Source organism: Pseudomonas simiae (genome assembly GCF_000934565.1).
In the GTDB taxonomy this organism is placed as follows: Bacteria; Pseudomonadota; Gammaproteobacteria; order Pseudomonadales; family Pseudomonadaceae; genus Aquipseudomonas; species Aquipseudomonas simiae.
In genome coordinates, this window is sequence record NZ_CP010896.1 from 1,726,513 (window position 1) to 1,753,496 (window position 26,984).

24 protein-coding genes are annotated in these 26,984 nt (G+C 60.1%); 11 read left to right on the forward strand and 13 right to left on the reverse strand.

Annotated elements, in window-relative coordinates; genetic code table 11:
* Window positions 1–33 precede the first annotated feature (33 nt).
* Genes PF1751_RS07840 through mfd form a run of 3 tightly spaced genes read right to left on the reverse strand, consistent with a single transcriptional unit; the run spans window position 34 to window position 6,764 of the window.
* Window positions 34–2,727: a DEAD/DEAH box helicase gene (locus PF1751_RS07840; protein ID WP_044286839.1), complete on the reverse strand. Its 2,694-nt coding sequence runs from the start codon at window positions 2,725–2,727 to the stop codon at window positions 34–36.
* A 9-nt stretch (window positions 2,728–2,736) separates the two neighbouring features.
* Window positions 2,737–3,303: a CsiV family protein gene (locus PF1751_RS07845; protein WP_042570741.1), complete on the reverse strand. Its 567-nt coding sequence runs from the start codon at window positions 3,301–3,303 to the stop codon at window positions 2,737–2,739.
* Between the two features lie 11 nt (window positions 3,304–3,314).
* Window positions 3,315–6,764: a transcription-repair coupling factor gene (gene mfd / locus PF1751_RS07850; RefSeq protein ID WP_021490986.1), complete on the reverse strand. Its 3,450-nt coding sequence runs from the start codon at window positions 6,762–6,764 to the stop codon at window positions 3,315–3,317.
* Window positions 6,765–7,104: 340 nt separating this feature from the next.
* Between mfd and PF1751_RS07855 the strand changes: the two genes are divergently transcribed.
* Window positions 7,105–8,568 (forward strand): glyceraldehyde-3-phosphate dehydrogenase, encoded by a 1,464-nt coding sequence (locus PF1751_RS07855; RefSeq protein ID WP_021490985.1) that lies wholly within the window; start codon window positions 7,105–7,107, stop codon window positions 8,566–8,568.
* Window positions 8,569–8,729: 161 nt separating this feature from the next.
* Here the strand turns inward: PF1751_RS07855 and PF1751_RS07860 are convergent, their stop codons facing one another.
* The gene (locus PF1751_RS07860; protein ID WP_044286840.1) at window positions 8,730–9,263 is read right to left on the reverse strand and encodes a chalcone isomerase family protein; all 534 of its coding nucleotides are present in this window, start codon (window positions 9,261–9,263) and stop codon (window positions 8,730–8,732) included.
* Window positions 9,264–9,497: 234 nt separating this feature from the next.
* Here PF1751_RS07860 and sthA point away from each other — a divergent pair, with 234 nt between their 5' ends.
* Window positions 9,498–10,892: a Si-specific NAD(P)(+) transhydrogenase gene (gene sthA, locus PF1751_RS07865; protein WP_010212052.1), complete on the forward strand. Its 1,395-nt coding sequence runs from the start codon at window positions 9,498–9,500 to the stop codon at window positions 10,890–10,892.
* A 42-nt stretch (window positions 10,893–10,934) separates the two neighbouring features.
* On the opposite strand, the gene PF1751_RS07870 is transcribed toward sthA, so the two are convergent.
* Together PF1751_RS07870 and PF1751_RS07875 are read right to left on the reverse strand one after the other, a co-directional pair.
* Window positions 10,935–11,657, reverse strand: a complete 723-nt coding sequence (locus PF1751_RS07870) for a glycerophosphodiester phosphodiesterase (RefSeq protein ID WP_010212050.1) — start codon at window positions 11,655–11,657, stop codon at window positions 10,935–10,937.
* Between the two features lie 46 nt (window positions 11,658–11,703).
* Window positions 11,704–12,288, reverse strand: coding sequence for a PilZ domain-containing protein (locus PF1751_RS07875; RefSeq protein ID WP_010212049.1), 585 nt, complete (start codon window positions 12,286–12,288; stop codon window positions 11,704–11,706).
* 94 nt (window positions 12,289–12,382) lie between these two features.
* Between PF1751_RS07875 and PF1751_RS07880 the strand changes: the two genes are divergently transcribed.
* From PF1751_RS07880 to PF1751_RS07890, 3 genes are all read left to right on the forward strand, one after another.
* Window positions 12,383–13,633: a lipoprotein-releasing ABC transporter permease subunit gene (locus PF1751_RS07880; protein ID WP_010212047.1), complete on the forward strand. Its 1,251-nt coding sequence runs from the start codon at window positions 12,383–12,385 to the stop codon at window positions 13,631–13,633.
* A gap of 7 nt (window positions 13,634–13,640) precedes the next feature.
* The gene (gene lolD, locus PF1751_RS07885; protein WP_017477213.1) at window positions 13,641–14,324 is read left to right on the forward strand and encodes a lipoprotein-releasing ABC transporter ATP-binding protein LolD; all 684 of its coding nucleotides are present in this window, start codon (window positions 13,641–13,643) and stop codon (window positions 14,322–14,324) included.
* 61 nt (window positions 14,325–14,385) lie between these two features.
* Window positions 14,386–15,630: a lipoprotein-releasing ABC transporter permease subunit gene (locus PF1751_RS07890; protein WP_010212046.1), complete on the forward strand. Its 1,245-nt coding sequence runs from the start codon at window positions 14,386–14,388 to the stop codon at window positions 15,628–15,630.
* Window positions 15,631–15,736: 106 nt separating this feature from the next.
* On the opposite strand, the gene PF1751_RS07895 is transcribed toward PF1751_RS07890, so the two are convergent.
* Complete coding sequence (locus tag PF1751_RS07895; RefSeq protein WP_021490983.1) at window positions 15,737–17,083, reverse strand: heavy metal sensor histidine kinase; 1,347 nt, start codon at window positions 17,081–17,083, stop codon at window positions 15,737–15,739.
* On the reverse strand, window positions 17,080–17,760 hold the full coding sequence (locus tag PF1751_RS07900) for a heavy metal response regulator transcription factor (protein WP_010212042.1): 681 nt from the start codon (window positions 17,758–17,760) through the stop codon (window positions 17,080–17,082). The genes PF1751_RS07895 and PF1751_RS07900 overlap by 4 nt, the downstream gene beginning before the upstream one ends.
* Window positions 17,761–17,915: 155 nt before the next feature.
* Between PF1751_RS07900 and copI the strand changes: the two genes are divergently transcribed.
* Together copI and queF are read left to right on the forward strand one after the other, a co-directional pair.
* The gene (copI, locus tag PF1751_RS07905) at window positions 17,916–18,428 is read left to right on the forward strand and encodes a copper-resistant cuproprotein CopI (protein ID WP_010212040.1); all 513 of its coding nucleotides are present in this window, start codon (window positions 17,916–17,918) and stop codon (window positions 18,426–18,428) included.
* Between the two features lie 69 nt (window positions 18,429–18,497).
* The gene (queF, locus tag PF1751_RS07910; protein ID WP_021490981.1) at window positions 18,498–19,328 is read left to right on the forward strand and encodes an NADPH-dependent 7-cyano-7-deazaguanine reductase QueF; all 831 of its coding nucleotides are present in this window, start codon (window positions 18,498–18,500) and stop codon (window positions 19,326–19,328) included.
* A gap of 136 nt (window positions 19,329–19,464) precedes the next feature.
* Here the strand turns inward: queF and PF1751_RS07915 are convergent, their stop codons facing one another.
* Together PF1751_RS07915 and PF1751_RS07920 are read right to left on the reverse strand one after the other, a co-directional pair.
* On the reverse strand, window positions 19,465–19,731 hold the full coding sequence (locus PF1751_RS07915) for a DUF4404 family protein (protein ID WP_010212034.1): 267 nt from the start codon (window positions 19,729–19,731) through the stop codon (window positions 19,465–19,467).
* 110 nt (window positions 19,732–19,841) lie between these two features.
* Window positions 19,842–20,450: an HAD superfamily inactivated hydrolase PcrP gene (locus PF1751_RS07920; RefSeq protein WP_010212032.1), complete on the reverse strand. Its 609-nt coding sequence runs from the start codon at window positions 20,448–20,450 to the stop codon at window positions 19,842–19,844.
* A 195-nt stretch (window positions 20,451–20,645) separates the two neighbouring features.
* Between PF1751_RS07920 and PF1751_RS07925 the strand changes: the two genes are divergently transcribed.
* Complete coding sequence (locus PF1751_RS07925; protein WP_010212030.1) at window positions 20,646–21,335, forward strand: MlaA family lipoprotein; 690 nt, start codon at window positions 20,646–20,648, stop codon at window positions 21,333–21,335.
* A gap of 60 nt (window positions 21,336–21,395) precedes the next feature.
* Here PF1751_RS07925 and PF1751_RS07930 read toward each other — a convergent pair whose 3' ends face one another.
* Window positions 21,396–21,692: a PilZ domain-containing protein gene (locus PF1751_RS07930; RefSeq protein ID WP_010212028.1), complete on the reverse strand. Its 297-nt coding sequence runs from the start codon at window positions 21,690–21,692 to the stop codon at window positions 21,396–21,398.
* A gap of 276 nt (window positions 21,693–21,968) precedes the next feature.
* On the opposite strand from PF1751_RS07930, the gene rssB reads away from it, so the two are divergent.
* Window positions 21,969–23,150, forward strand: coding sequence for a two-component system response regulator RssB (rssB, locus tag PF1751_RS07935; RefSeq protein WP_010212027.1), 1,182 nt, complete (start codon window positions 21,969–21,971; stop codon window positions 23,148–23,150).
* On the forward strand, window positions 23,150–23,632 hold the full coding sequence (gene rssC, locus PF1751_RS07940) for an anti-sigma factor antagonist RssC (RefSeq protein WP_010212025.1): 483 nt from the start codon (window positions 23,150–23,152) through the stop codon (window positions 23,630–23,632). The genes rssB and rssC overlap by 1 nt, the downstream gene beginning before the upstream one ends.
* 212 nt (window positions 23,633–23,844) lie before the next feature.
* Here rssC and tal read toward each other — a convergent pair whose 3' ends face one another.
* Window positions 23,845–24,771: a transaldolase gene (gene tal / locus PF1751_RS07945; RefSeq protein ID WP_010212023.1), complete on the reverse strand. Its 927-nt coding sequence runs from the start codon at window positions 24,769–24,771 to the stop codon at window positions 23,845–23,847.
* 387 nt (window positions 24,772–25,158) lie between these two features.
* Between tal and PF1751_RS07950 the strand changes: the two genes are divergently transcribed.
* On the forward strand, window positions 25,159–25,827 hold the full coding sequence (locus PF1751_RS07950; protein ID WP_010212021.1) for a class I SAM-dependent methyltransferase: 669 nt from the start codon (window positions 25,159–25,161) through the stop codon (window positions 25,825–25,827).
* A gap of 140 nt (window positions 25,828–25,967) precedes the next feature.
* Here PF1751_RS07950 and dusA read toward each other — a convergent pair whose 3' ends face one another.
* Entirely contained in the window at window positions 25,968–26,978 is a 1,011-nt protein-coding gene (gene dusA / locus PF1751_RS07955) for a tRNA dihydrouridine(20/20a) synthase DusA (RefSeq protein WP_010212019.1), read from the reverse strand.
* Between the last annotated feature and the right edge of the window lie 6 nt (window positions 26,979–26,984).

Here is a 26,984-nt window from a genome sequence, read left to right on the forward strand (position 1 = left end):
ATCGCAGGCTTGCCTGCGATAGCGGTCTAACCGTCAACGCTTCTCTTGCTTGTGCGGCAATGGCGCAAACAACGCTTCAATGTCCTCATTGCCCAGTTGCCAGTCCCCGGTGGTGCGCCCGTCCAGTACCCCCGCTGCCAGGTCGGATTTCTCCTTCTGCAGGTGTTGGATTTTCTCCTCCACCGTGCCTCGGGCAATCATCTTGTAGACGAACACCGGCTTCTCCTGACCGATGCGATAGGCGCGGTCGGTGGCCTGGTTTTCCGTGGCCGGGTTCCACCAAGGATCGTAGTGGATCACCGTATCGGCTTCGGTCAAGTTCAGGCCGACGCCCCCGGCCTTCAAGCTGATCAGAAAAATCTGTAGCTTGCCGCTCTGGAAATCCTTCACCGGTGTGCGTCGATCCCTTGTCTGGCCGGTGAGCAGTGCGTAGGCCACGCCACGTTTTTTCAGCTCGACTTCGATCAGGCTCAACATCGAGGTGAACTGGGAAAACAGCAGGATCCGCCGGCCTTCCTCAAACAGCTCCGCAAGCATTTCCATCAAGCTATCAAGCTTGCCCGAGCTGCTGCCACGGGCGGGCAGGGTTGCATCGTTGACCAGGCGCAGGTCGCAGCACACCTGGCGCAGCTTCAGCAGTGCCTCAAGAATGATGATCTGGCTACGTGCCACGCCCTTGCGAGTGATCTCGTCGCGCACCTTTTTGTCCATGGCCAGGCGCATGGTTTCGTACACGTCGCGCTGGGCCTCATTGAGGTCGACCCAGTGGATGATCTCGGTCTTGGGTGGCAGCTCTGTTGCCACCTGCTCTTTGGTGCGGCGCAGCAGGAAGGGTTTTATCCGACCGTTCAGGTGTTGCAATCGCACATCGCTGGCGCGCTTTTCGATGGGCGTGCGGTAGTCGCGGTTGAAGCTTTTTACGTCGCCCAGCCAGCCTGGGAGCAGGAAGTGGAACAGCGACCAGAGTTCGCCCAAATGGTTTTCCAGCGGCGTGCCGCTCAGGCACAGGCGCTGTCGTGCATTCAGCTCACGTGCGGCCTGGGCCGCCTTGCTGGACGGGTTCTTGATGTACTGGGCCTCATCGAGGATCAGCACATGCAGGGGCAGGGCTGAGAGCTGTTCGATGTCCTTGGGCAGCAGGGCGTAGGTGGTCAGCAGCAGGTCATAGTCCTGCAGGGTCGCGAAATGTTTCTTACGTGCTGCGCCATACAGTGCCAACACGTTGAGTTGCGGTGTGAAGTGCGCTGCCTCATCCAGCCAGTTGGGAATCAGGCTGGTGGGCATTACCACCATGCACGGTCGATCCAGGCGCCCGGCGATTTTCTCCGTGAGAATATGCGCCAGGGTCTGCAGGGTTTTGCCCAGTCCCATGTCATCCGCCAGTATCCCGCCAACCTCCAGCTGGCGCAGTGACTGCATCCAGCTCAAGCCTTCCAGCTGGTACGGACGCAAGGTCGCGTTCAGCCCTTCGGGGGCCACGCAGGTGAAGTCCTTGATGTCTCGGAGGCGCTGGGCAAAGTTGCGGATCTTCTCGCCACCTTCCCATTGCAGCGGTAGATCTTCCAGCGGGTTCAACCGAATCGCGTCGGCCTTCGCCAGGCGCAGTGTGGTGGTACCGGCGTCCTGCAGGTAGAACTCGCCGAGGGTAGCCAGCACCGGTTTCAGACGACCGTAGGGCAGGGCGACTTGCAGCGGACCATGCCCGCCATTGGGCAGGCCGGGGATGTTCACCAGGATCAGTTCATCATCGCGGCGGCGTGCGAGTTTTTCCGGGTTGAGGATCTCGGTGTGGGAGCGCATCAGGTTCAGCAGGATCGGCAGCAGGCTCAGCCGCTCACCGTTGACGATAATTCCCAGCTCCAGGTCGAACCAATCGCGCTCCGGGCCTTCATCGACGGTGGCGTACCAGTCATCGACGGCGCTCAGGTCGAAGCCGAAATCCTCATCGATCTGCAACTCCCAACCCTCGGCGCGCAAGGTCGGTGATGCATTGAGGGTGAAGTTCAGCCAGGCGCTGTCATTGACCATCTCGAACAGCTCGCCGGCGCTTTCCGGCAGCGCCTTGCTCTGGCGCGTGGCGATCTTGAAACCCAGTAGGCGCAGTTGTTCACGGTACGGCTGCTCAAGCTCCGGATGCCGCTTGATGCGCAGGCTTTGGGTTTCCTGGCGCACGATGATGTCGGCGTTTTTCTGCCCGCTGACATAGTTGCCCAAGTAGTTGAACGACAGCGCCGCGCGATGCTGGATATAGCGCTGCATCTTGCCGTTGCGCGGTTCAAAGGCACTGAACTCGACACTGGCGAGCCACAAGCGCGGCACGGGCACGACATCCTCCATCACCACCTGCGGCAACGCCACCCGGTTTTCCAGCACGGCCTGGAGTTTTTCCAGCAGCTCGGCATCTTGTGCAGCGGCCGGGTAGGCCAGGGTTTCCTGGACCTTGAGCAGCACCGCCGCGATATGTTTGCAGTTGGTGTGCACCGGGCAAGTGCAGCGGCTGTCCACCAGGATCAGCGTGCCTTTGGCCGATTCGCGCAGCGAAATGGTCTGCCGGTAGACGTTGCCGCCCGAGCCTTCGCAACTGGCGACAATGGTGCTGTCACCGCACTCGACAATGCGCACCCGGTTCTCCAGGGCATAACGTCGCCCGCGCTCCAGGCTTTGCTCTTTAAAGCGATTGGCCCACGAAGGGGCCAGGGGTTTGGTCAGCGACGCTGTCAGGGGCATGGCGCTGGATCAGTCCTGGATGTCGGGCGGTGGCGCGCTGGGGGGCTTGGCGGTCAGCGAGGTGATCTTGATCAGCAACGCCAGGTGGCCGCCGTCCAGGTAGTTGAGCTGGTTGTTCTTGGTGCGCACATCGGTCTGGCTCAAGTGTTCGCTGGCGATCACGCTGCCGTTGGCGTCGAACTGGTTGATCCAGAAGTTCGCATCGATATCGGTAAAACGCCCCAATTGCAGGCTCAACACGCCCTCGATGGGAAACTGGCCGAACTGCTCCTGGCCGTCGGTGATGGCGACTTTGACCGGCTGATCGCCGAGGTTCTGCTCCCAGGCCTTGTGCGCCAGCACCGTGTAGCTTGAGTCGGCACGCAGCTTGTCGACGATATTACTCAGGCGCGGCGGACTCCATTTATCACCCAGGCGCACGGCGCCGGCATCCCAGTTTTCCGGCGCGGCGCGGCTGTTGATCACCGGCTCCGCGTTCTGGCGCACCAGGATCATTTCCACCTGGTAGGGGCTGTCGGCGAACGCCGCAGGTGCCGCTACCACCAACAACAGGCTCAAAATGCGGAACAGGCGCATCGGGGCGTCCTTCAAGCAGATTTCGGGATGAGGCGCTCGAACAACGCCTCCAATGTATTAAAGCGTTCTTCGGCACGTTCCATCGGCACCATGAACTTGAACAGCGTAGCCCCTTCGAACTTGTAGCGGTTGGGCTGGCCCTGGATCAGCTTGATCAGCACCAGTGGATCCACCGGTGTCTGCGCCTCGAACTCGATGCGCCCACCCTGCGGCCCGGCGTCGACTTTCTTGATGCCAAGCTGCTCGGCCTGCAATTTCAGCAGGGTCAGGCGCACCAGGTTCTTGGTCGGTTCCGGCAACAGGCCGAAGCGGTCGATCATCTCCACCTGCAGGTCCTTGAGACCTTCTTCGTCGGTGGCCGAGGCGATGCGTTTGTACAGGATCAGCCGCGCATGCACATCCGGCAGGTAGTCTTCGGGAATCAACGCCGGCAAGCGCAGGTTGATCTCCGGACCGCCGCCCAGCGGTTGATCGAGGTTCGGTTGCTCGCCTTTGCGGATGGCTTTCACCGCGCGCTCAAGCATCTCCATATACAGGGTGAAACCGACCGCCTGGATCTGCCCGCTCTGGCCGTCGCCCAACAGTTCACCGGCACCACGGATTTCCAGGTCGTTGGTGGCCAGTACAAAACCGGCGCCCAGGTCCTGGGTGTTGGCGATGGCTTCCAGGCGCTTTTCGGCGTCGGAGGTGATCTGTTGGCGCGGCGGCGTCAGCAGGTAGGCATACGCCTGGTGGTGACTACGCCCCACCCGGCCGCGCAGTTGGTGCAGTTGGGCCAGGCCGAACTTGTCCGCCCGTTCGATGATGATGGTGTTCGCGCTTGGCACGTCGATACCGGTCTCGATGATGGTCGAGGCGATCAGCACGTTGAAGCGCTTGTGGTAGAAGTCGCTCATCACCTGTTCGAGTTCGCGCTCGCGCATTTGGCCGTGGCCGATGGCGATACGCGCCTCCGGCACCAGCTCGGCGAGGTCGGCGGCGCATTTCTCGATGGTTTTTACGTCGTTGTGCAGGTAGTAAACCTGCCCGCCGCGCAGCAGTTCGCGCAACAGCGCTTCCTTGACCGTGCTCTTGTTCTGCTCCATCACGAAGGTGCGCACCGACAGGCGACGTGCCGGCGGCGTGGCGATGATCGACAGATCGCGCATGCCCGACACCGCCATGTTCAGCGTGCGCGGAATCGGTGTGGCGGTGAGGGTGAGGATGTCGACTTCGCTGCGCAGGGCCTTGAGCTGTTCTTTCTGACGCACACCAAAGCGGTGTTCTTCGTCGATGATCACCAGGCCCAGGTTCTTGATCTTCACGTCGTCCGACAGCAGCTTGTGCGTGCCGATCACGATGTCGATCTTGCCTTCGGCCAAATCGGCGATGGCCGCATTCACTTCCTTGGCCGATTTGAAGCGGCTCATGACTTCCACGGTCACTGGCCAGTCGGCAAAGCGGTCGCGGAAGCTGTTGTAGTGCTGCTGGGCGAGCAAGGTGGTGGGGACCAGAATCGCTACTTGCTTGCCGCCATGCACGGCAATAAAAGCGGCGCGCATGGCCACTTCGGTCTTGCCGAAGCCCACGTCGCCGCAGACCAGGCGGTCCATGGGCTTGGGCGCGAGCATGTCGGCGCGCACGGCTTCGATGGTGGTTTGCTGGTCCGGGGTTTCCTCGAAAGCGAAGCCGGCGCTGAAGGTGGCGTAGTCGGCTTTCGGGTCGGCAAACGCGTAACCTTCGCGCGCCGCGCGGCGTGCATAGATGTCGAGCAGTTCGGCGGCGACGTCGCGCACTTGTTCGGCGGCCTTGCGCTTGGCTTTCTGCCAGGTCTCCGAGCCCAAGCGGTGCAACGGCGCCAGGGCGTCGTCGCTGCCAGTGTAGCGGGCGATCAAATGCAGGTTGGCCACCGGTACATAGAGCTTGGCGCCCTCGGCGTATTCCATGGTGAGGAATTCGGCGGCCTGGTTGTCGATCTCCAGGGTCTGCAAGCCCAGGTAGCGGCCGACGCCGTGGTCGATATGCACCACCGGCGCGCCTTCGCGCAGCTCGGTGAGGTTCTTGATCACGGCATCGTTGTTGGCATCGGCGCGTTTTTCACGACGGCGGCGCTGCATCACACGCTGGCCGAACAGCGGGCTTTCGGCAATCAGCGCTAGAGCCGGATCATCCAGCAACAGGCCTTCGTCCAGTGGCGCGATGGTGATCGCCAGGCGCTCTTTGCTTTTGACAAAATCGGGCCAGCTGTCGACGGTTTTCGGTCGCAGCTTCAGGCGTTCGAGCAGTTCCAGCAGCACTTCGCGACGGCCTGCGGATTCGGCGGTAAACAGCACGCGGCCAGGGAAGTCGCCGAGGAAGTTGGACAGCGCTTCCAGCGGTTGCGTGGCTTTGGCCTGGATCGCCAGGTCCGGCAGTGTTGCCGCCGGGAAGCGTTCACGGCCAGCGCCGGTTTCCACATCCTGTTGGCTGGCGACCACACGCGGCCAGCTTTTCAGGCGCGCGAAGCAGTCTTCCACTGGCAGGAACAGTTCTGCAGGCGGCAATAAAGGACGGGACGGATCGACGCGGCGCTCTTCATAGCGGTTACGCACGTCGTTCCAGAAGTTTTCTGCGGCCTGTTCGATACCCGGCAGCGAGAACACCTGGGTGTCCTGGGGCAGGTAATCGAAAAGGGTGGAGGTTTCGTCAAAGAACAACGGCAGGTAGTACTCGATACCGGCCGGGGTAATCCCGCTGCTGAGGTCCTGGAAGATCGGGCAGCGGCGGAAGTCCACGTCGAAGCGTTCACGGAAGCGCGCCTTGAAGCGGGTGACCGCGTCTTTTTGCAGCGGGAATTCCCGCGCGGGGAGCAGCTTGACCGAGTCGACTTTATCAATGGAGCGCTGGTTTTCCGGATCGAAGGTACGCAGGGTCTCGATTTCGTCATCGAACAGGTCGATGCGGTACGGCAACTTGCTGCCCATCGGGAACAGGTCGATCAGCGCCCCGCGCACGGCGAATTCGCCGTGCTCGTACACCGTGTCCACGCAGCGGTAGCCGCTGGCTTCCAGGCGCGTGCGCATCTGTTCCACGTCGAGCTTCTGACCGATATCCAGCACCAGGCTGCTGCCCAGCAGGAACTTGGTCGGCGCCAGACGATGCAGCGCCGTGGTAATAGGCACCACCAGCACGCCATGGGCCAGTTCCGGCAGGCGGTACAGGCTGGCGATACGCTGGGAGATGATGTCCTGGTGCGGCGAGAACAGGTCGTAGGGCAGGGTTTCCCAGTCGGGGAAGTGCAGCACCGGCAAATCGGGGGCGAAGAAGCTCAGCTCCTGCTCCAACCGTTCGGCGCTTTGGCTGTCGGCGGTGAGCAGCAGGGTAAAGCGCTTGGCTGCGCTGGCAGCCTCGGCGATGGCCAGGCTCAGGGCGGCACCGGGCAGGTTGCCCCAGTGCTGTTTACCTGCCGCGGCAGGGAGAAGCGGTAGACGCAGAACGGGCACGGAAGGTTGAGCTCCAAGCGTTGCGACAAAGTCGGTAATTGTAACGGCCCAAGGTGCCGCCTGTCAGTTTCTGACTGAGCCTATTACGGTTTATGGGAAATGTAGTGGCTAAGACAAACAATGGCGGGTTTTGACTCAATATGTAGTGCCAAAATGTACGCGTTTTTCGGAGGGTTACGGACAAGTTGTCTTGCGCGTGCCATTAGTGGCCTTCTGGAACCCGCGTATTTACTGGGCTGTAGCGGGGTGTCAATTTTCCGCAAGGGCTTTTTGTTGCTGAAGGCGCATTGCTCCGGGGGCGGTCGGGCGGCATAATGTAGCCCCTTTTTTCAGCCCCTACATGTGGAAGGTTCCCGTGACTCAGAAGCCCGACCAGTGTCTTGGTGAATGGATCGACCGTGAAGCACTCGCAGAAGCGATGATCCCGCTTATCGGTCAGCTGTACCGCAATAACAATGTGGTGAGCTCGATCTATGGCCGCAGCCTGATCAACCAGTCCGTCATCGCGATTCTCAAAGCCCACCGCTTTGCGCGTCACCGTTCCGCCGACGACAGCGAACTCTCCGTCCACGAAACATTCCCACTGCTTAAGGCCATGAGCGAGCTCAAGCTCGGCGCGGCATCGGTAGACCTGGGCAAGCTGGCCTACAAATTCCGCAAGGAAGGCGCCGGCCGTACCGCCGAGCAGTTCGTGCGTGAAGAAATGGCCGATGTGGTTGGCCAGCAAAACGCCGCTGCCCGCAAAGGCACCGACGTTGTGCTGTACGGCTTCGGTCGTATCGGCCGCCTGCTGGCACGCATCCTGATCGAAAAAACCGGTGGCGGCGACGGCCTGCGCCTGCGGGCCATCGTGGTGCGTAAAGGCGCCGAGAACGACCTGACCAAGCGTGCCAGCCTGCTGCGCCGCGATTCGGTACACGGCCCGTTCAACGGCACCATCGTCATCGACGAAGAAAACAACACCATCACCGCCAACGGTAACCTGATCCAGGTGATCTACGCGAAGAACCCGTCCGAGGTGGATTACACCCAGTACGGCATCAAGGACGCCCTGCTGGTGGACAACACCGGTGTATGGCGTGACGCCGAAGGTCTGGGCCAGCACTTGGCCTGCCCGGGTGTTGACCGCGTTGTCCTGACCGCGCCTGGCAAAGGCAAGCTGAAGAACATCGTTCACGGCATCAACCACGCTGAAATCACCGCTGACGACAAGATCGTTTCCGCCGCTTCCTGCACCACCAACGCCATCGTGCCGGTGCTGAAGGCTGTGAATGACAAGTTCGGCATCGTCAACGGCCACGTTGAAACCGTTCACTCGTACACCAACGACCAGAACCTGATCGACAACTTCCACAAAGGCGATCGCCGTGGCCGCAGCGCTGCGTTGAACATGGTGATCACCGAGACCGGTGCTGCCACCGCTGCTGCCAAGGCCTTGCCTGAGCTGGCCGGCAAACTGACCGGTAATGCGATCCGCGTTCCGACGCCAAACGTGTCGATGGCCATTCTCAACCTGAACCTTGAGAAAGCCGCTACCCGTGAAGAGATGAACGAGTACCTGCGCTACATGGCGCTGCACTCCGATCTGCATAAGCAAATCGACTTCGTCAACTCGCAGGAAGTGGTCTCCACCGACTTCGTGGGCTCGCGCCACGCCGGTGTGGTGGACGCCGAAGCGACCATTACCCAGGACAACCGCGTTGTACTGTACGTGTGGTACGACAACGAGTTCGGCTACAGCTGCCAGGTGGTTCGCGTGATGGAAGACATGGCCGGGGTCAACCCGCCTGCGTTCCCGCGCTAAGCATTAGCGTTGAATGAAAAAGCCCCGACTGGTTCGGGGCTTTTTTTATGGCTGGGGGTTTTGTGTTGTTTGGTGGGGCCTCTTCGCAGGCAAGCCAGCTCCCACATTCTCATAGGTGCATACATTCAAATGTGGGAGCTGGCTTGCCTGCGATGGGGCCTTCAGTCCAAAAGCTTGTTGCGCAGGCTGGCGGACAACCCCTCGGGCGCCAACCAAATCCCGAGGTATGCCCGCGCCAGCGCGTCATCGCGGCTGCTGAACACCACTTGCCCATTGATCTCCAGGTGCAAGCCACGCCCTGGTCGATAATCCAGGGCGTATCGATCACCGGCTTGAATATTACGAAAGCGAGCATGCAGTTTTTCCAGTTCCGGCTTCAAGCTCGCGTTGGCTTGCTGGCGTTCCAGCGTTGTATTAGCCGCCTTGATCACGTCATTGCGGTCGATGTCGCGAAAGTAATACAGCGTCAGGCGCAGCGCTTTTTGTTGTGCCCAAGCCTGCTTGGCGCTCAGGTCGGACGGGGCATACAGCGCAGCCGCGTAAACATCCGCCCAGAGGTAAGTGAGCACCGCCTGGTTTTTCAACGTCAGTTGCTGGGACTGCGCCGGAAAATCGGCCTGCTTCAGCCGATCCGCCTCATTGGCCTGCACCATGATGGACAGCATCAGTAATAAACAGAAAACGACGTGTCGCATAATTGCCCGTCCTGTAAGGGTGCTTGTCGGCAGTGTAATTGCAAATTCCTGATGTTGTAGTAAAGGCAAGACTGGCCTACGACGCGACCAAGGGTTAATGTTCGCGGCGTTGAGCCTTATATAGACTGTGCCCCGGTTCACACACTTGAGCCAAATTGTCCTTCATGACCGCTGGCCGCGGCATGATTTAGCCCGGCGTCCAACCGTACGCCTGGCCTGTTCTGAGGAGTACGCATGGCTGTCTACAACTACGACGTGGTGGTACTGGGTTCCGGCCCGGCTGGAGAAGGTGCGGCGATGAACGCCGCCAAAGCGGGGCGCAAGGTGGCGATGGTCGATAGCCGTCGCCAGGTCGGCGGTAACTGCACCCACCTGGGCACCATCCCGTCCAAGGCCTTGCGTCACTCCGTGCGCCAGATCATGCAGTTCAATACCAACCCGATGTTCCGGGCCATTGGTGAGCCGCGCTGGTTCTCGTTCCCGGACGTGCTCAAAAGCGCCGAGAAAGTCATCTCCAAGCAAGTCGCCTCGCGTACCGGCTACTACGCCCGTAACCGCGTCGACTTGTTCTTTGGCACCGGCAGCTTCGCCGACGAGCAAACCATCGAAGTGGTCTGCCCCAACGGCGTGGTCGAGAAGCTGGTGGCCAAACACATCATCATCGCCACGGGTTCGCGTCCGTATCGTCCGGCAGACATCGATTTCCACCACCCGCGTATCTACGATAGCGACACCATCCTGAGCCTGGGCCACACCCCGCGCAAACTGATCATCTACGGCGCCGGGGTGATCGGCTGTGAATACGCCTCGATCTTCAGCGGCCTGGGTGTACTGGTCGAACTGGTGGACAACCGCGACCAGTTGCTGAGCTTCCTCGACTCGGAAATTTCCCAGGCGTTGAGCTACCACTTCAGCAACAACAACATCACTGTGCGCCACAACGAAGAGTACGAGCGGGTCGAAGGCCTGGATAACGGCGTGATCCTGCACCTCAAGTCCGGCAAGAAGATCAAGGCCGACGCCTTGCTGTGGTGCAACGGCCGCACTGGTAACACCGACAAGCTGGGCATGGAAAACATCGGGGTCAAGGTCAACAGCCGTGGCCAGATCGAAGTCGATGAGAACTACCGCACCTGCGTGACCAACATTTACGGCGCCGGTGATGTGATTGGCTGGCCGAGCCTGGCCAGTGCCGCCCATGACCAGGGCCGTTCAGCCGCTGGCAGCATTGTCGACAATGGCAGCTGGCGCTATGTGAACGACGTACCGACCGGGATCTACACCATTCCGGAGATCAGCTCGATCGGTAAGAACGAGCACGAACTGACCAAGGCCAAGGTGCCTTACGAAGTGGGCAAGGCGTTCTTCAAGAGCATGGCGCGTGCGCAGATCGCCGGTGAGCCGCAAGGCATGCTGAAGATCCTGTTCCACCGTGAAACCCTGGAAGTCCTCGGCGTGCATTGCTTCGGCTACCAGGCCTCGGAGATCGTGCATATCGGCCAGGCGATCATGAACCAGCCGGGCGAACTCAATACCCTCAAGTACTTCGTCAACACCACGTTCAACTACCCGACCATGGCGGAAGCCTATCGGGTAGCGGCCTACGACGGCCTCAACCGGCTTTTTTGAGCGGCTCCGGCCGGTGGCCTGAGCCGGCCGGGGAGACCGATTTCAGTAATTCCCGAGGGTGGCAGTGGCCAAACCGGGAAAGTCTGTAATCAGGCTATCTACGCCGAAGTCGGCGAGCCTGCGCATCAGCGCAGGTTCGTTGACTGTCCACACGGACACGTGCAAGCCCTGGCGCTGGGCTTTTTCCAGACGTTCAGGGGTGCACAACGTCCAGTTCAGCGCCAGAATCTCACAGCCGTAGTTCTGCGCGACCTTTAGCGGGTCGAGCCAGGCGTATTCTGCGACCAGGCCGCGTGACAGGTCGGGGGTGAGTTCAACGGCTGCTTTCAACACTTCCCGCGAACTTGAGGTGACGGTGACTTTGTCCATCAAGCCAAAGCGCACGGCCATTTCGCGAATCGCCAGCACGGTGGTGGCGGCGCGGGTGCGTGAAGCGCTTTTGACCTCCAGTTGCCAGTGATCGAAATCGCACTTTTCGAACAGCTCTTCCAGGCGCGGGATCGGGCAAGGGTTGACCCAGCCCGGTCCACCCTTGCGCGCGTCCATTTTCACCAGGTCCGCCGCCGAGTACTCGACGACTTTGCCGCGCCGGTCGGCGGTGCGCTTGAGGGTCGGGTCGTGGATGACCATCAGCTCGCCGTCCATGGACAGGTGCAAATCCAGTTCGCAGCGGCGTACGCCGTGCTTGAGGCACTCCTGGAAGCTGGTCAGGGTGTTTTCCGGTGCTTCGCCTTTGGCACCGCGGTGGCCGTAGATCAGGGTCACAGTTGCTCCTTTACGCCAGATCGTCTGGCGGGGTGAGTGCGAGAATTCAAATGTCTTGGGCGTCGCTCTGTTCCCGCGCCAAGCGCCGTTCCTGGGCCTGTTTCTGCAGGATGTAGCGCGCCAGCAGTTGGCGTTGGGCGTCGGTCATGGCTTCGAATTCCGTGCCGACGTCAAAGCCTGCGCCTTTGGGTTCGCAATGCGTGACTCGCGCGCGCAGCAGCAGGCCGAGCGCCTGGGGCATTAGCACCAGCTTGACCGCCAGGTGTGCGCCGGCCGGCAGGGGGGTGGGGTGCTGGAAATCGATGCCACCTTCGGAAATGATCACCGGTTGCGGTGCGCCGACCTCATCCAGCAGGCCGCGCGCCATGATCTGGCTGAGCAGATCCAGGCGTTTGTTCTGCACGCGGAGGAAGGCCGCGAGGGTGCGATCCTTCTCACTGAGCTGGCGCAGCAGGTGCTGGGCTTCGAATTCACTCAGGTGCAATTCACTGAGTAAATTGAACAGTGGAGAATCATCCAGCAACACTTCCTTGCTCGCCGCCTCGGGGGCAGACAGGCTTTTGATTTGAAGTGCGATCATGTCGTCGATACGGTAGTATTCGCGGCGTTCTTCTTCATCTAATGTCGACATGGCGAACCCCAGCTAGCGGTAATGGTCAGAGTGTAAAGCTGCTTACCAGACCCCGCCACCGGGACGTCTTCTTTTCCTCCGAACAAGCCCCGACATGTTCAGACCTCTCTTCGTATTTATCGGCACGCGTTATACCCGTGCAAAGCGTCGCAATCATTTTGTGTCGTTCATTTCCCTGACGTCGATGATCGGGCTCGCCTTGGGCGTGGTCGTGATGATCGTGGTGCTGTCGGTGATGAATGGCTTCGATCATGAGATGCGTACCCGCGTGCTGGGCATGGTGCCCCACGCGACCATCGAGGGCGATGCGCCCATCAGCGACTGGCAGAGCCTGGCCGACAAGGTCAAGCAGAACCCCAAGGTGCTGGCCGTAGCGCCGTTCACCCAGATGCAGGGGTTGCTGACCAACGATGGCAAGGTGCAGAAGATCCTGCTCAATGGCATCGACCCGGCCCAGGAACGCAACGTCTCGATCATCGACAAGTTCATGTTGTCGGGCAAACTCGATGACCTGGCGCCCGGCAGCTTCGGCATTGTCATCGGCGACAAGGCCGCGGCCAAGCTCGGCGTGGGCCTTGGCGACAAGCTGACCTTCGTCGCGCCGGAAGTCACTGTGACCCCGGCCGGCATGTTCCCGCGCATGAAGCGCTTCACCGTTGTCGGCACCTTCCACGTCGGCGCCGGCGAGATCGACGGCTACCTCGGCCTGACCAACCTCACGGACCTGGCGCGCCTGCATCGCTGGCAGCCGGACCAGGTGCAGGGCCTGCGCCTGAAGTTTGCCGACCTGTTCGATGCGCCGCGCGGCGCCTGGGAAATTGCCCAGCACCTGGGCGAGTCCCAGTACTACGCCCGCGACTGGACCCGTACCCACGGCAACCTGTACCAGGCCATTCGCATGGAAAAAGCCATGATCGGCCTGTTGTTGCTGCTGATTGTCGCCGTGGCGGCCTTCAACATCATCTCCACGCTGGTGATGGTGGTGAACGACAAGAAGGGCGATATCGCCATCCTGCGTACCCTCGGCGCCACGCCGGGGCAGATCATGGCGATCTTCATGGTGCAGGGCACCGTGATCGGCGTGGTCGGCACCTTGATCGGCACGGCCGTCGGCATTCTGGCCGCGCTGAACGTCAGTGCGGCCATCGCTGGCCTCGAAACCCTGATCGGCCACAAGTTTCTCAACGCCGACGTTTACTTCATCGACTACTTGCCGTCCCAGGTTCAGGCCCAGGACGTGTTGATGGTGGGCGGCGCCGCGTTGGTCCTGAGTTTCCTTGCCACCCTGTATCCAGCCTGGCGCGCGGCACGTACCCAGCCAGCACAGGCCTTACGTTATGAGTGAATCGGGCATGAGTGAAAAAGCAATCCTGAGCTGCCGCAACCTGGGCAAATCCTACGAGGAAGGCCCGGAATCGGTGGTGGTGCTGTCCAACCTGCAACTCGAACTGCATCCGGGCGAACGCGTGGCGATCGTCGGCAGTTCCGGTTCCGGCAAAAGCACCTTGCTGAACCTGCTGGGCGGCCTTGATACGCCGTCCCAGGGCAGTGTATGGCTGGCCGGCGAAGAGCTGTCGGCCCTGGGTGAAAAGGCCCGCGGCCAGTTGCGCAACCGTTCGCTGGGCTTTGTGTACCAGTTCCACCACCTGTTGCCGGAATTCACCGCGCTGGAAAACGTGTGTATGCCGTTGTTGATCGGCAAGACCGCAATCCCGGAAGCCCGCCAGCGCGCCAAGGCCCTGCTGGAGCGCGTCGGCCTCGGTCATCGCCTTGAGCACAAACCGGCTGAATTGTCCGGCGGCGAGCGCCAGCGTGTGGCCATCGCCCGCGCCTTGGTGAACAACCCAGGGCTGGTGATGCTCGATGAGCCGACCGGCAACCTCGACTCCCATACCGCCCAGGGCATCAAGGACTTGATGCTGGAACTGAGCACCCAGATGCGCACCGCGTTCCTGGTGGTGACCCATGACATGAGCATGGCCCGCCAGATGGACCGCGTGTTGCACCTGCAGGAAGGTCATCTGGTCGCCATCTGACCCGTTTCAAGCCCGGCGCTTCAAGCGTCGGGCTTTTTCATTTTTTCAACGGTGCCCGCGAATGTTCAGACCGTTATCGATTTTTATCGGCACGCGCTATACCCGCGCCAAGCGCCGCAACCGTTTTGTCTCGTTTATCTCGATGACCTCGATGATCGGCCTCGCCCTGGGCGTCTTGGCGATGATCGTGGTGTTGTCGGTGATGAACGGCTTCCAGCGCGAAATGAGCTCGCGCATCCTCGGCATGGTGCCCCATGCGACCATCGTCGGCGTGAACCCGATCGACGATTGGCAGCCCGTGGCCGCCGCCGCGATGAAGAATCCGCAAGTGACTGCCGCAGTCCCCTTCACGCAGATGGACGGCATGTTCTCCTACAAGGGCGCGATGCAACCGATCGAGATCAGCGGCATTGACCCGGCGCAGGAGGGCAAGGTGTCGATCGTGGCCCAGCACATCGTGCGGGGCAAACTGGATGACCTGAAACCTGGCGAGTTTGGCGTGGTGGTCGGCGAAATCACTGCCCGGCGTTTCCGCCTGAATGTGGGCGACAAGCTCACCTTGATCGTGCCGGAAATCAGCACCGCACCGGGTGGCATCACGCCACGTATGCAGCGTTTGAATGTCGTGGGCATTTTCAAGGTGGGCGCCGAGCTGGATGGGTCCATGGCCATGATCCACATGGCCGACGCCGCAGAGATCCAGCATTGGCAACCGAACCAGGTACAAAGCGTGCGCCTGGCGGTGAAAGACCTTTACGCAGCCCCCAAGGTCTCGTCGGACATCGCCGCCAGCCTGGGCGCCGCCTACAAACCTGACGACTGGACCCACACCCAGGGCAGCCTGTTCAGCGCGATGAAGATGGAAAAGACCATGATCGGCCTGCTGTTGCTGATGATCGTCGCCGTGGCGGCGTTCAACATCATTGCTACCTTGATCATGGTGGTGAACGACAAGGGCGCGGACATTGCGATTTTGCGCACCATCGGCGCCACGCCACGGCAGATCATGGCGATCTTCATGGTGCAGGGCACAGTGATCGGTATCGTCGGTACCTTGATTGGCGGCGTACTGGGCGTGATTGCGGCGCTGAACGTGAGCGAGCTGGTGGGCTGGGTCGAGCGGGTCACCGGGCAGCATATTTTCAGTTCGGATGTGTATTTTGTCAGCAACCTGCCTTCTGAACTGCAAGGTGGGGATGTGGTGCTGATTTGCACGGCGGGGTTTGTGTTGAGCTTCCTGGCGACGCTGTATCCGGCGTATCGGGCGGCGAAGATAGAGCCGGCGCATGCGCTGAGGTATTCCTGAAGCTTTAGATCGCTATCGCAGGCAAGCCAGCTCCCACACTTTGACTTGTGAATACATTCAAAATGTGTGAGCTGGCTTGCCTGCGAAAGGGCTGGCCCAGCTTGCATCAATCCCCCTTGGGCAACTCGATCACAAACCGCGTCAACCCCACCTCAGACTCACAAAAAATCCTCCCCCCGTGCGCCCGCACAATCGACTGGGTAATCGCCAACCCCAGTCCCGCATGCTCGCTGCTACCTTCACGCCGTGCGGGATCCGCCCGATAAAAGCGGTCAAACAACTTCGGTAACAGCTCCGGTGGAATGCCTTCCCCCGTGTTCTCAACCGTCAACGTCACACCTTCCGTCATCCGCACCCGCACTTCGCCGCCCGCTGGCGTGAACCGCAGCGCGTTATCCAGCAAGTTCGACAGGGCCCGGCGCAGCATGCCGCGATCACCCAGGGTATGGGCAGTACCTTCGCGAATCAGGCTGACTTGAGCGTCTTCCGCCAGTAATGCGAAAAACTCAAGCAAGGCATCCACCTCATCTGCCAGCGCCAAAGGCACGCGTTTAGGCATGAGCAAGCCATGGTCTGCCTTGGCCAGGTACAGCATGTCATTGACCAATTGCGCCATCCATTGCAGCTCTTCCAGGTTGCTGTGCAGCGCCTCGCGGTAATCCTCCAGCGGGCGCGGCTGGGTCAGGATGACTTGGGTCTGGGTGAGCAGGTTCGACAGCGGCGTGCGCAGTTCATGGGCGATGTCGGCGGAGAACGCCGAGAGGCGCTGGAACCCATCGTCCAGTCGACCCAGCATGGCGTTGAAGGCTTGGGCCAGTTCGGCCAGTTCTACGGGCATGTGTTGCTGGGGCAAACGCTGGGTCAGGGAGTGAGCCGACACACTGGCGGCCACTTCACCCATGCGTCGCAACGGCTGCAACCCACTGCGCGCGGCCCAGGCGCCGAGCAGGGCGGTCGCCAGGGCTGACAGGCCGACGGTGAGCCAGATCAGGTGCTGCATGCGCTGCAGGAAATGCTGGTGGTGGGTGATGTCGAGCATCAGCGTCAGCAGGGGGGAGTCGGGTTGGCCTGGCGTGAGTGGCGCGTTGTACACCCGATAGTCGGTGCCGGCATTTTGCAGGCTGTGCAGGCCGGGCGCGTCGGGCAAGTTCACGCCTGGCGCATCGTCCAGCCAACGCTGGCCGGCGGCGGTGATACGCACCCGCAGCTCGGGCTGGTGATTGAGTTCGGCGCGCAGTTGCGCTTCACGTCTGGCGAAGGTGCCCGGCGAGTCGACACCCTGCAACGTACCGCGCAGCGCCACCAGTTGGCTGTCGAGTTGTTGCTGGTCCAACTCAATGAAGTGCGCCTCGCTGGCGTGGTTGAACAGCACCCCGGCGATCAGCGACACCACCGCGGTGCAGGCAGCAAACAGCAGCGCCAGGCGGCTGGCGAGGGACAGACGCTTGATCAATTGAACCGCTCCTCCAGCACATAACCCATGCCACGTACGGTGTGGATCAGTTTATTGGGGAAGTTATCGTCGACTTTCAGGCGCAAGCGGCGGATCGCCACTTCGATGATATTGGTGTCGCTGTCGAAGTTCATGTCCCACACCTGGGAGGCGATCAGCGATTTGGGTAGCACCTCGCCCTGGCGCCGAAGCAGCAGTTCCAGCAGGGAAAATTCCTTGGCTGTCAGGTCGATGCGCTGGCCGTCCCGTTCAACGCGGCGGCGGATCAGGTCCAGGCGCAGGTCGGCCAGTTGCAGCGCGGTTTCCTGGGGCGTGCTGCTGCCTCGGCGCAACAGGCTGCGCACCCGCGCCAGCAGTTCGGAAAAGGCGAAGGGCTTGACCAGGTAATCGTCGGCGCCCAGCTCCAGGCCATGCACGCGGTCTTCCACGGCGTCGCGGGCGGTGAGGAATAGCACTGGGATATCCAGCCCGGCGCTGCGCACAGCCTGGAGAATCTGCCAGCCGTCACGGCCCGGCAGCATCACGTCGAGGATCAACAGATCGTAGTCACCGGTCAGCGCCAGGTGCTGGCCGCTGGTGCCGTCGGCCACCAGTTCGGTGGTAAAACCCGCCTCGGCCAGGCCCTGGCGCAGGTAATGGCCGGTTTTGGGTTGGTCTTCGACGATCAGCAGTTTCATGGGCGGCTCTTGGCAACGGTGGACGACGGCTTTATACCTTGAGTGCCAGGGCAGGGGACCAACCTGACAAAGTTGTAATCTAGCAGTCAGCTGGCTGGCAGCGGCGCAATCTTAGAGTGCTGCCCAAGCTGTTCATATATTTCAGGAGAAGACAGATGGCGTTGCGCACACCCCTGTTATTGGCAAGTTGCCTGCTGGCGTTGAGTGTTGAAGCAATGGCCGATGCCGCCCACACCTATGCTTTCGGTGAAGCGGCGCCGGCGAGCAAAGCCACGCGTACAGTAGAAGTGACGTTGCAGGACATTTCCTTTTCGCCCAAGTCCCTGGACGTGAAAGCCGGTGAGACGGTGCGCTTCGTGCTGGTCAACAAGGGCCAGTTGCTTCACGAATTCAACCTGGGCGACGCGGCCATGCATGCCGAACACCAGAAGGAAATGCTGCAGATGCAGGCCAGCGGCATGCTGACCGCCACGGGCATGGGCAAGATGGACCATGCAGCAATGGGGCATGGTGCGATGAAACACGATGATCCCAATAGCGTATTGGTCGAGCCCGGTAAAACTGCCGAGCTGACCTGGACGTTCACCCAGGCCACGGGCCTGGAGTTTGCCTGCAACCTTCCGGGGCACTACCAGGCGGGCATGGTCGGCAAGCTCAACGTCGATTGATCCGCTGGCGCTTAGGCGCGGGGGCAAAGGCTGGTAGACTGGTGCGGTTAATTTAGCCAGGTTTCCGCCATGCATCCCGCAGCCGAACATTCGCCGCTGGGCAAGTCCAGTGAATACATCTCCACCTACACCCCTTCGTTGCTGTTCCCGATCCCGCGTGCCGCCAAATGGGCCGAGCTTGGCCTGAGCGCCGAGACCCTGCCTTACAAGGGTGTGGATTTCTGGAACTGCTTCGAACTGTCCTGGCTGCTCCCGTCGGGCAAGCCGGTGGTGGCCATCGGTGAGTTCAGCATCCCGGCCGACTCGCCGAACATCATCGAGTCCAAGTCGTTCAAGTTGTACCTCAACTCGTTGAACCAGACTGCGTTTGCCGATACGACCAGCCTGGAAGCCGCTTTGCGCACTGACCTCAGTGCTGCCGCCGGCAAGCCGGTGAGCGTGCGTATCCGCAGCCTGGCCGAGATCGAGGCCGAAGGTGTGATGGCCTTGCCAGGTGTGTGCATCGATGAGTTGGATATCAGTGTCAGCAACTATGAGCATCCGCGCCCGGAACTGCTGCGTTGCGATGACTCACGTGTTGTCGAGGAGAGCGTGCACAGCCACCTGCTTAAATCCAACTGCCCCGTGACCAGCCAACCGGACTGGGGCAGTGTCGTGGTGGAATATCGCGGTTCGGCGCTGGATCACGCCAGCCTGCTGGAATACATCGTGAGCTTTCGCCAGCACTCGGACTTCCACGAACAGTGTGTGGAACGCATCTTTTTGGACTTGCAGCGTTTGCTGAAGCCGGAGAAGTTGACGGTGTATGCGCGCTATGTGCGGCGCGGCGGGCTGGATATCAACCCGTATCGCAGCACTGAGGATGTGGCGTTCCAGAACGTGCGCCTGGCTCGTCAGTAGCTATCACGCAAATCAAATGTGGGAGCGGGCTTGCCTGCGAGGGCGGTGTATCAGTCACCTGATGGATGACTGAATGATCGCTATCGCGGGCATGCCAGCTCCCACATTGGTTTCTGTGATTGCCTTGGGGATTGGTTTAGATCCCGATATTGCCCAAGGTGATCATGATATTGCGCAAGGTCCCGGAAATCACCGGGTGCTCAGCATCGAACTCGATGGCCGCTTGATTCACATCGTCGGAAATACTGGGGGTTTGCGTAGCCGGTTCCAATTCGAGTTGTAATTCGAACTTGGCAATCAAGGCTTCCAATGCATCACGTTTCTCTTCCGACAGCGGCGGTTCCTGTTCCAACTGCCCGCGCAGGATCTCGACCTGTTCTTCCAGTTTTTTGCGATCAGGCATGACGTGTTTCCTTTTATCGATAGGCACTGGCATAGACCGCGGCACGCCGAGAAAGGTCTACGGGCTGACCTTTAGATTAATCCACTGGCGTCGACTGTGCATGATCCGTGTCAGGGCTTTTCGCCTTTGAGCTGGCGCAGGCTGATATCGGCGAGGCATGTGCCGAGTTCGCCCAAGTGATCGATTACCGAGTGCACGCCCAGCCCGTAAAGGGCAACGGTGGCCTTGCCGCGCTTATGTTCGCGTTCCTGTTCGCTCAGCGCCTGCCATTGTTCGGGCGCCATGCCGCACAATGAGCCGCAGGAGGCCAGGCCGATGGTCCACAGCCCGGCATTGAGCCCTGATTGCAACAGGCGCGGTTCGCCACTGACCAATACGCAGCCTTCCAGGCGTTCGATGTTCAGTTCCATCAAGGCTTGCCAGCAGGCGTGGGGCGCGGGCCAGCGAATGGAGGAGGGCGACGTCGCCTTGAGCCAGTCGGGCAGTCCGGCGGCGAGTGGGGTAGTGATGGAGGGGGGGAGTTCATCCAGCCAGGCGCAGGGTACGCCTTGCTCCTTGAGGGCTCGCAGGATTTTCAGCGCGCCCGGTGTGGCTTGGGAGTCCGGGGAGGGCGAGTCGGTGCGCGCCCGGGAACCGAAGTCCACCAGGCAGCCACTCAGGCCAAACAGGACGGCAGTCAAAGTGGGAGCGCTGGCGATGGCTATCTCGGCGTGAGGCATGTCGACATCCCTGAAATAGCGCCAACGCTATCGAGCCGGGATGACAAGTCGATGACAGGATTGTTAATTGTAGGAATTTTGTCCATTTTAGGTCTGACGATTCCTAGTTGCTGCCTAATTGGCGACTTCCGTCATATACTGACGGCCTTATTCAGGGCATAGCGCCCATGACAGACCATTCAAGGAGCAAAAGCTATGCGCTGGAGCCACTATTTCGCTCAGTTGTCGGTGTGTGCCACTGTCTTACTGGCGCCTTTCGCCGCACAGGCTGCATCGGAAGACGATCCATGGGAAAGCGTCAACCGCCCGATCTTTACCTTTAACGACACCGTTGATACCTATGCGCTCAAGCCATTGGCCCAGGGCTATCAGTTCGTGACTCCGCAGTTCGTGCAGGATGGCATTCACAACTTCTTCCGCAACATTGGCGATGTGGGCAACCTGGCCAACAACGTGCTGCAACTCAAGCCGCATAATGCCGGTGTCGACACCGCCCGTTTGCTGGTCAACACCACCTTCGGCGTGCTGGGCTTCATCGATGTCGGCACCAAAATGGGGCTGCAACGCAGCGACGAAGACTTCGGCCAGACCCTCGGCTACTGGGGTGTCGGCAGCGGTCCGTACGTGATGCTGCCACTGTTGGGCCCAAGCACCTTGCGTGACGCGCCGTCCAAGTACGTGGACAGCTACACCCAACCGTACCGCTACATGAACGATATCGGCTGGCGCAACAGCACCTTTGGCCTGAACATCGTCGACACCCGTGCCAGCCTGCTCGACAGCGAGAAGCTGATCACTGGTGACAAGTACACCTTCATTCGTAACGCTTACCTGCAGAACCGTGAGTTCAAGGTCAAGGACGGCAAGGTCGTTGACGACTTTTAAGCTGTGACGTTTTGAAATGAAAAAGGCGACCCACTTGGGTCGCCTTTTTTGTGCGCGGTTTCAGCGCATTTTCAGGATCTTGAGGCCCAGGTGCTGGTCTTCGCCTGTGGCCCTGGTCCACACCACCTGGGTATCGGCCTCCAGGCCTTTCAGTGCCGCGTGCTCCGAATCGATGCGCACGGTCAACAGGTCGCCTACATTGAACTGGCGTGGCGCCTGCACCTGCATGCCGGAGCTGGACAGGTCCACGCACACCCCGGCGATCTCTTGTCCTGCGTGGATCAGCGACACATCGGCATCCACGCGCATGCGGATGAAATCGCGTTTTTCGGCGTAGTCGCGCTCGTGTTCGCTCATGGGCTTCATCCTTACTTTGTGTTGTGGTCGTGCCTGTTCTTATAACTCCCGGTGATTTGCGGTGTAAAGACGCTCGGCGACCATCGGCATGAGCTTGAAACCCCTGACGGATGGGAGTACCGTCTGCGCCTTAGAAGGGCACCTCTGCTTTACCGTTGTGCATGGGGAAAATCCCAATGCTTTGTAGGACAGAGAGGCTAGAAAGCGAATCCAGTACGTGCGCCCGACCCTTGTCGCGCCACCTACGCCAACCTAATTCTGGCGCCGTTTGCCCACATGCAAAAAACCAGTGCCACGCTGCTGATAATCGATGACGACGAAGTAGTGCGCGCGAGCCTCGCGGCCTATTTGGAAGACAGTGGCTTCAGCGTCCTGCAGGCCGGTAATGGCCAACAGGGTCTCCAGGTATTCGAGCGCGACCAGCCCGACCTTGTGATCTGCGACCTGCGCATGCCCCAGATGGGCGGCCTGGAGCTGATTCGCCAGGTGACTGAGCTCGCCCCGCAGACGCCGGTGATTGTCGTGTCGGGCGCCGGGGTGATGAACGATGCTGTCGAAGCCTTGCGCCTGGGTGCCGCCGATTATCTGATCAAACCCCTGGAAGACCTGGCGGTGCTGGAGCACTCGGTGCGCCGTGCCCTGGATCGTGCGCGCCTGTTGGTGGAAAACCAGCGCTACCGCGAAAAGCTCGAAACCGCCAACCGCGAACTCGAAGCCAGCCTCAACCTGCTCCAGGAAGACCAGAATGCCGGTCGCCAGGTGCAAATGAACATGCTGCCGGTCAGCCCCTGGACCATCGACGACTTCCAGTTTGCCCACCAGATCATCCCGTCACTGTACTTGTCGGGTGATTTTGTCGATTACTTCCGTGTGGATGAGCGACGTGTGGCGTTCTACCTGGCCGATGTCTCCGGCCATGGCGCTTCCTCTGCTTTTGTCACCGTGTTGTTGAAGTTCATGACCACGCGGTTGTTGTTCGAATCCAAGCGCAATGGCACCTTGCCGGAGTTCACGCCCTCCGAGGTACTGGGCCACATCAACCGGGGCCTGATCAGCTGCAAGCTGGGCAAGCACGTGACGATGGTCGGCGGCGTGATTGATGAAGAAACCGGTCTTTTGACCTACAGCATTGGCGGTCACCTGCCGATGCCGGTTTTATACACTCCAGACAGTGTGCGTTACCTGGAGGGGCGTGGTCTGCCGGTAGGCTTGTTCAACGAAGCCACCTACGAAGACCACATCCTGGAGCTGCCGCCGACGTTCAGCCTCACGCTGATGTCAGACGGCATCCTGGACCTTCTTCCAGAGCCTACACTCAAAGAGAAAGAAGCCGCCTTGCCCCAAAAGGTCAAGTCGGCGGGCGGCAGCCTGGATGGCCTGCGGCAGGTTTTTGGATTGGCCACGCTAGGGGAGATGCCGGATGATATCGCCCTATTGGTGTTGAGCAGGAATCTTTGATGAGTACCGGAAGAATCCAATTCGCCGAGCAAGACGGGACGTTTGTCCTGAAGTTTGTCGGCGAAGTGCGCCTGACCTTGTGTTCGGCGCTGGATGCGACGATTGAGCGGATCTTCACAGCGCTGAACTTCTCGGCGATCGTGATCGATCTGACCGAAACCCGCAGCATCGATAGCACCACTCTTGGCCTGCTGGCCAAGTTGTCCATTCTGTCTCGGCAGAAGGTCGGCCTGTTGCCGACTGTGGTCACCACCCACGAAGACATCACCCGTCTATTGCAGTCGATGGGCTTTGACCAGGTGTTCAACATCGTTGACCGCCCAATTCCCTGCCCGGAATGCCTCACCGACCTGCCGTCGCAAGACCAGTCCGAAGAGATCGTACGGGTCAAGGTGCTGGAAGCGCACAAGATCCTCATGGGCCTCAACGAGTCCAACCGCGAAGCCTTCCACGACCTCGTCAACGCCCTCGAGCGCCACTGATCCTCAATTGAAATGTGATCAAAATGGGGGAGGGGGCTTGCCCCCGATTGCGGTATGTCAGTCATAAATATGCTGACTGACCCACCGCCATCGGGAGCAAGTCGAATCGTCGCACCGCCCCTCCCACATTGGATTTGTGACTGGCTTGAAATTGGCAGCACAAAAAAGGGCGACACCCGCCAAGGTGCCGCCCTTTTTGCTGCTATCTGCCCTTACAGCTTGGCCGACAGCAGCGCCTCCAGCTTCTCCTGGTCCCGAGCAAACTGACGAATACCTTCCGCCAGCTTCTCAGTCGCCATCGCGTCCTCGTTGGACTCCCAACGGAACTGCGCTTCAGTCAGATGCACGCGGGCTTCACCGGCATGGCCTGGCGACAACTTGCGCTCCAGCTTGCCTTCATCCGCCGCCAGCTTCTCCAGCAAGTCCGGGCTGATGGTCAGGCGATCACACCCAGCCAGCTCTTCGATCTGGCTCAGGTTGCGGAAGCTCGCGCCCATCACCACGGTCTTGTAGCCGTTGGCCTTGTAGTAGTTGTAGATGCGCGTCACCGACTGCACGCCCGGGTCTTCAGCACCGGTGTAGTCGTTGCCGTTGGCCTTTTTGTACCAATCGTAGATTCGACCCACGAACGGCGAGATCAGGAACACGCCAGCCTCTGCACAGGCCACGGCCTGGGCGAAGGAGAACAACAGCGTCAGGTTGGTCTGGATGCCTTCTTTTTCCAGCTGCTCGGCGGCGCGGATGCCTTCCCAGGTGGAGGCGATCTTGATCAGTACGCGGTCGCGGCCAACGCCGGCTTTGTCGTACAGGTCGATCAGACGGTGCGCGCGCTTGAGTACGGCGTCAGTGTCGAACGACAGGCGGGCATCCACTTCAGTGGAAATACGGCCCGGCACCACTTTGAGGATCTCTTGACCTACCGCCACCGCAAAGCGGTCGCTGGCCAGGCCCACATCACCGTTGCAGTCCTTTACGCACTCATCCAGCAGCTTGGCATAGCCTGGGATCGAAGCGGCCTTGAGCAGCAGGGAAGGGTTAGTGGTGGCATCTTGCGGCTTGAGCTTGGCGAGGGTAGAAAAATCGCCGGTATCGGCTACGACGGTGGTGAATTGCTTGAGTTGTTCCAGCTTGGAAGTCATGGGCGTGCTCTGTCCTGTGGGTCTGATGACATTACCCGAGCGCCGGCAGGCGCTCAAGGGCGCAAATGCGTTCGATCGTTTGCGAGGGCAACAACCTGAAAACAGGCGTTTGAATGGCGGGCCTTGCTATTGAATAGGAGGGCAAAATCGGTGGCAGGTTCAACCCAATTGCCGTATGCCCACCCAACGACGATAGCGACACCTTTGTGAGCGGGTTTGAAAACATCCTTGCCGGCACTGGACGTTTCTTGTCGCGATTCAAGGACATCTCTATTCTGGTCTAATACTCATGTCATGCATGATGATGCACCCTCCGTTCAGGGCTGGACACCAGGGTATTTTCAAATACGGTCTCTCAACTAGCCTCTCGCAGTAATCAGGGAAAACATGCTAACTATCCAAGAGCTCAATGACTTCACCAGCAACCCGGAATTGACTAACAGCATCGCGCAGGTGTGGGAATTGATCGGCCAGCATTTCGAACAGGCGCAGGCCAACTTGGTGCCTGAACATGCAATGGTGCGTACTGAGTTGTCGTTCCATGAACATGTACGCCTCTTGGGCTACCTGTCTCTTCTGATTGCCGAGCTGCCAGGCGATGTGGTGGAAATTGGCGTGTGGAAGGGCAAGTCGTTGATGCTGATGAACGAGGTGTGCAATTGCGAACGCCGTATCATCGGGATCGACCCGTTCGAGTTGCCGAACCAGTTCGAAGAGTTCAGTCACTATAAGGAACTGATGCTGCCCAATGCAGAGGTGATACGCGGCTTTTCGGAACTGAGTGCCGAGCGTTTCTACAACCTTGCGCCCAAGGTTGCGCTGTTGCATATCGATGGTGGCCACACCGCGCGCAACGTGTTGCTGGATTTCCTGCTGTATTCGCCGAGCGTGGTGCCGGGAGGCTTCATCGTGTTGGACGATTACCGCGATTTCAAGCATTCGCCTGAAGTGGGGCCTGCAGTCGACCTGCTCAGGGCCGCCGGTTTCTTTCAAGGCTTCAACATACTGGGCAGTGTTCATGGCTTTGAAAACAGTTATGTTCTACAGCGCATGTAAGCGTAGGTAGTAAGTAGGTGGACGGGGGCTCCGCACTGACTACTGGCGCTTGCAAGGGTAGCGGGGCTAACTCCGATAGCGCCCCGTGTCGTCAAGACGGTGAGAACGGGGCTGCTCACGCAATGACACAAGCCAATGCATTACCGCCCTTCCAGCAAAGCCCCCGCCTGATCCAGCAACGCCAACGGATCACGTGCCTTATGAATATCCACCGACAATAACTGCCTGAACTTGCGCGCCCCCGGGAAACCGGTGCCCAGCCCCAGGATATGCCGAGTGATATGGTGCATCGACCCACCCGAAGCCAAATGCTCCGCAATATAAGGCCGCAACTGCACCAACGCCTCTGCGCGACTGATCACCGGCGCCTCACTACCAAACAACTGCTGATCCACTTCTGCCAGCAAATAGGGATTGTGATAAGCCTCCCGGCCCAGCATCACCCCATCAAACACCTGCAAATGCTCGTGACACTGCTCCAATGTCTTGATCCCACCGTTGAGCACAATCTCCAGCTCTGGAAAGTCCCGCTTCAACTGAGCCGCCACGTCATACCGCAACGGCGGAATGTCGCGGTTCTCCTTCGGCGACAACCCCTCCAGAATCGCAATCCGCGCATGCACGGTGAAACTGGTGCAGCCTGCGTCCTTCACCGTCCCGACGAAATCACACAACTGCGCATAACTGTCCCGCCCATTGATCCCGATGCGATGTTTCACCGTCACCGGAATCGACACCGCATCGCGCATCGCCTTCACACACTCCGCCACCAACGCCGGATGCGCCATCAGGATCGCGCCGATCATGTTGTTCTGCACCCGATCGCTGGGGCAGCCGACGTTCAGGTTCACTTCATCGTAGCCAGCGGCCTCGGCCATGCGCGCGCAGGCGGCCAAATCGGCGGGGACACTGCCGCCCAGTTGCAGTGCAAGCGGGTGCTCGGCTTCGTTGTGGCGCAGGAAACGGTCATGGTCGCCATGGAGGATCGCGCCGGTGGTGACCATCTCGGTGTAGAGCAGGGCGTGCTTGGAGAGCAGGCGCAGGAAGAACCGGCAGTGGCGGTCGGTCCAGTCCATCATAGGTGCAACGCTAAAGCGCCGAGACAGTGCGGGGCTTGATTCTGCTGGGCTAAAGCTCTGTTTATCTAGCATTTTACT

Bases quoted from the DNA above. Each gene is read 5' to 3' on its own strand.
- PF1751_RS07930 (WP_010212028.1), bottom strand. From the start codon at position 21,692: ATGAGCGAACACGAGCGCGACTACGCCGAAAAACGCGATTTCATCCGC.
- PF1751_RS07900 (WP_010212042.1), bottom strand. From the start codon at position 17,760: ATGAAACTGCTGATCGTCGAAGACCAACCCAAAACCGGCCATTACCTG.
- rssB (WP_010212027.1), top strand. From the start codon at position 21,969: ATGCAAAAAACCAGTGCCACGCTGCTGATAATCGATGACGACGAAGTA.
- sthA (WP_010212052.1), top strand. From the start codon at position 9,498: ATGGCTGTCTACAACTACGACGTGGTGGTACTGGGTTCCGGCCCGGCT.
- rssC (WP_010212025.1), top strand. From the start codon at position 23,150: ATGAGTACCGGAAGAATCCAATTCGCCGAGCAAGACGGGACGTTTGTC.
- PF1751_RS07845 (WP_042570741.1), bottom strand. From the start codon at position 3,303: ATGCGCCTGTTCCGCATTTTGAGCCTGTTGTTGGTGGTAGCGGCACCT.
- PF1751_RS07925 (WP_010212030.1), top strand. From the start codon at position 20,646: ATGCGCTGGAGCCACTATTTCGCTCAGTTGTCGGTGTGTGCCACTGTC.
- PF1751_RS07915 (WP_010212034.1), bottom strand. From the start codon at position 19,731: ATGCCTGATCGCAAAAAACTGGAAGAACAGGTCGAGATCCTGCGCGGG.
- PF1751_RS07880 (WP_010212047.1), top strand. From the start codon at position 12,383: ATGTTCAGACCTCTCTTCGTATTTATCGGCACGCGTTATACCCGTGCA.
- tal (WP_010212023.1), bottom strand. From the start codon at position 24,771: ATGACTTCCAAGCTGGAACAACTCAAGCAATTCACCACCGTCGTAGCC.
- PF1751_RS07875 (WP_010212049.1), bottom strand. From the start codon at position 12,288: ATGTCGACATTAGATGAAGAAGAACGCCGCGAATACTACCGTATCGAC.
- PF1751_RS07950 (WP_010212021.1), top strand. From the start codon at position 25,159: ATGCTAACTATCCAAGAGCTCAATGACTTCACCAGCAACCCGGAATTG.
- dusA (WP_010212019.1), bottom strand. From the start codon at position 26,978: ATGCTAGATAAACAGAGCTTTAGCCCAGCAGAATCAAGCCCCGCACTG.
- lolD (WP_017477213.1), top strand. From the start codon at position 13,641: ATGAGTGAAAAAGCAATCCTGAGCTGCCGCAACCTGGGCAAATCCTAC.
- copI (WP_010212040.1), top strand. From the start codon at position 17,916: ATGGCGTTGCGCACACCCCTGTTATTGGCAAGTTGCCTGCTGGCGTTG.
- queF (WP_021490981.1), top strand. From the start codon at position 18,498: ATGCATCCCGCAGCCGAACATTCGCCGCTGGGCAAGTCCAGTGAATAC.
- PF1751_RS07855 (WP_021490985.1), top strand. From the start codon at position 7,105: ATGTGGAAGGTTCCCGTGACTCAGAAGCCCGACCAGTGTCTTGGTGAA.
- PF1751_RS07860 (WP_044286840.1), bottom strand. From the start codon at position 9,263: ATGCGACACGTCGTTTTCTGTTTATTACTGATGCTGTCCATCATGGTG.
- PF1751_RS07920 (WP_010212032.1), bottom strand. From the start codon at position 20,450: ATGCCTCACGCCGAGATAGCCATCGCCAGCGCTCCCACTTTGACTGCC.
- PF1751_RS07840 (WP_044286839.1), bottom strand. From the start codon at position 2,727: ATGCCCCTGACAGCGTCGCTGACCAAACCCCTGGCCCCTTCGTGGGCC.
- PF1751_RS07890 (WP_010212046.1), top strand. From the start codon at position 14,386: ATGTTCAGACCGTTATCGATTTTTATCGGCACGCGCTATACCCGCGCC.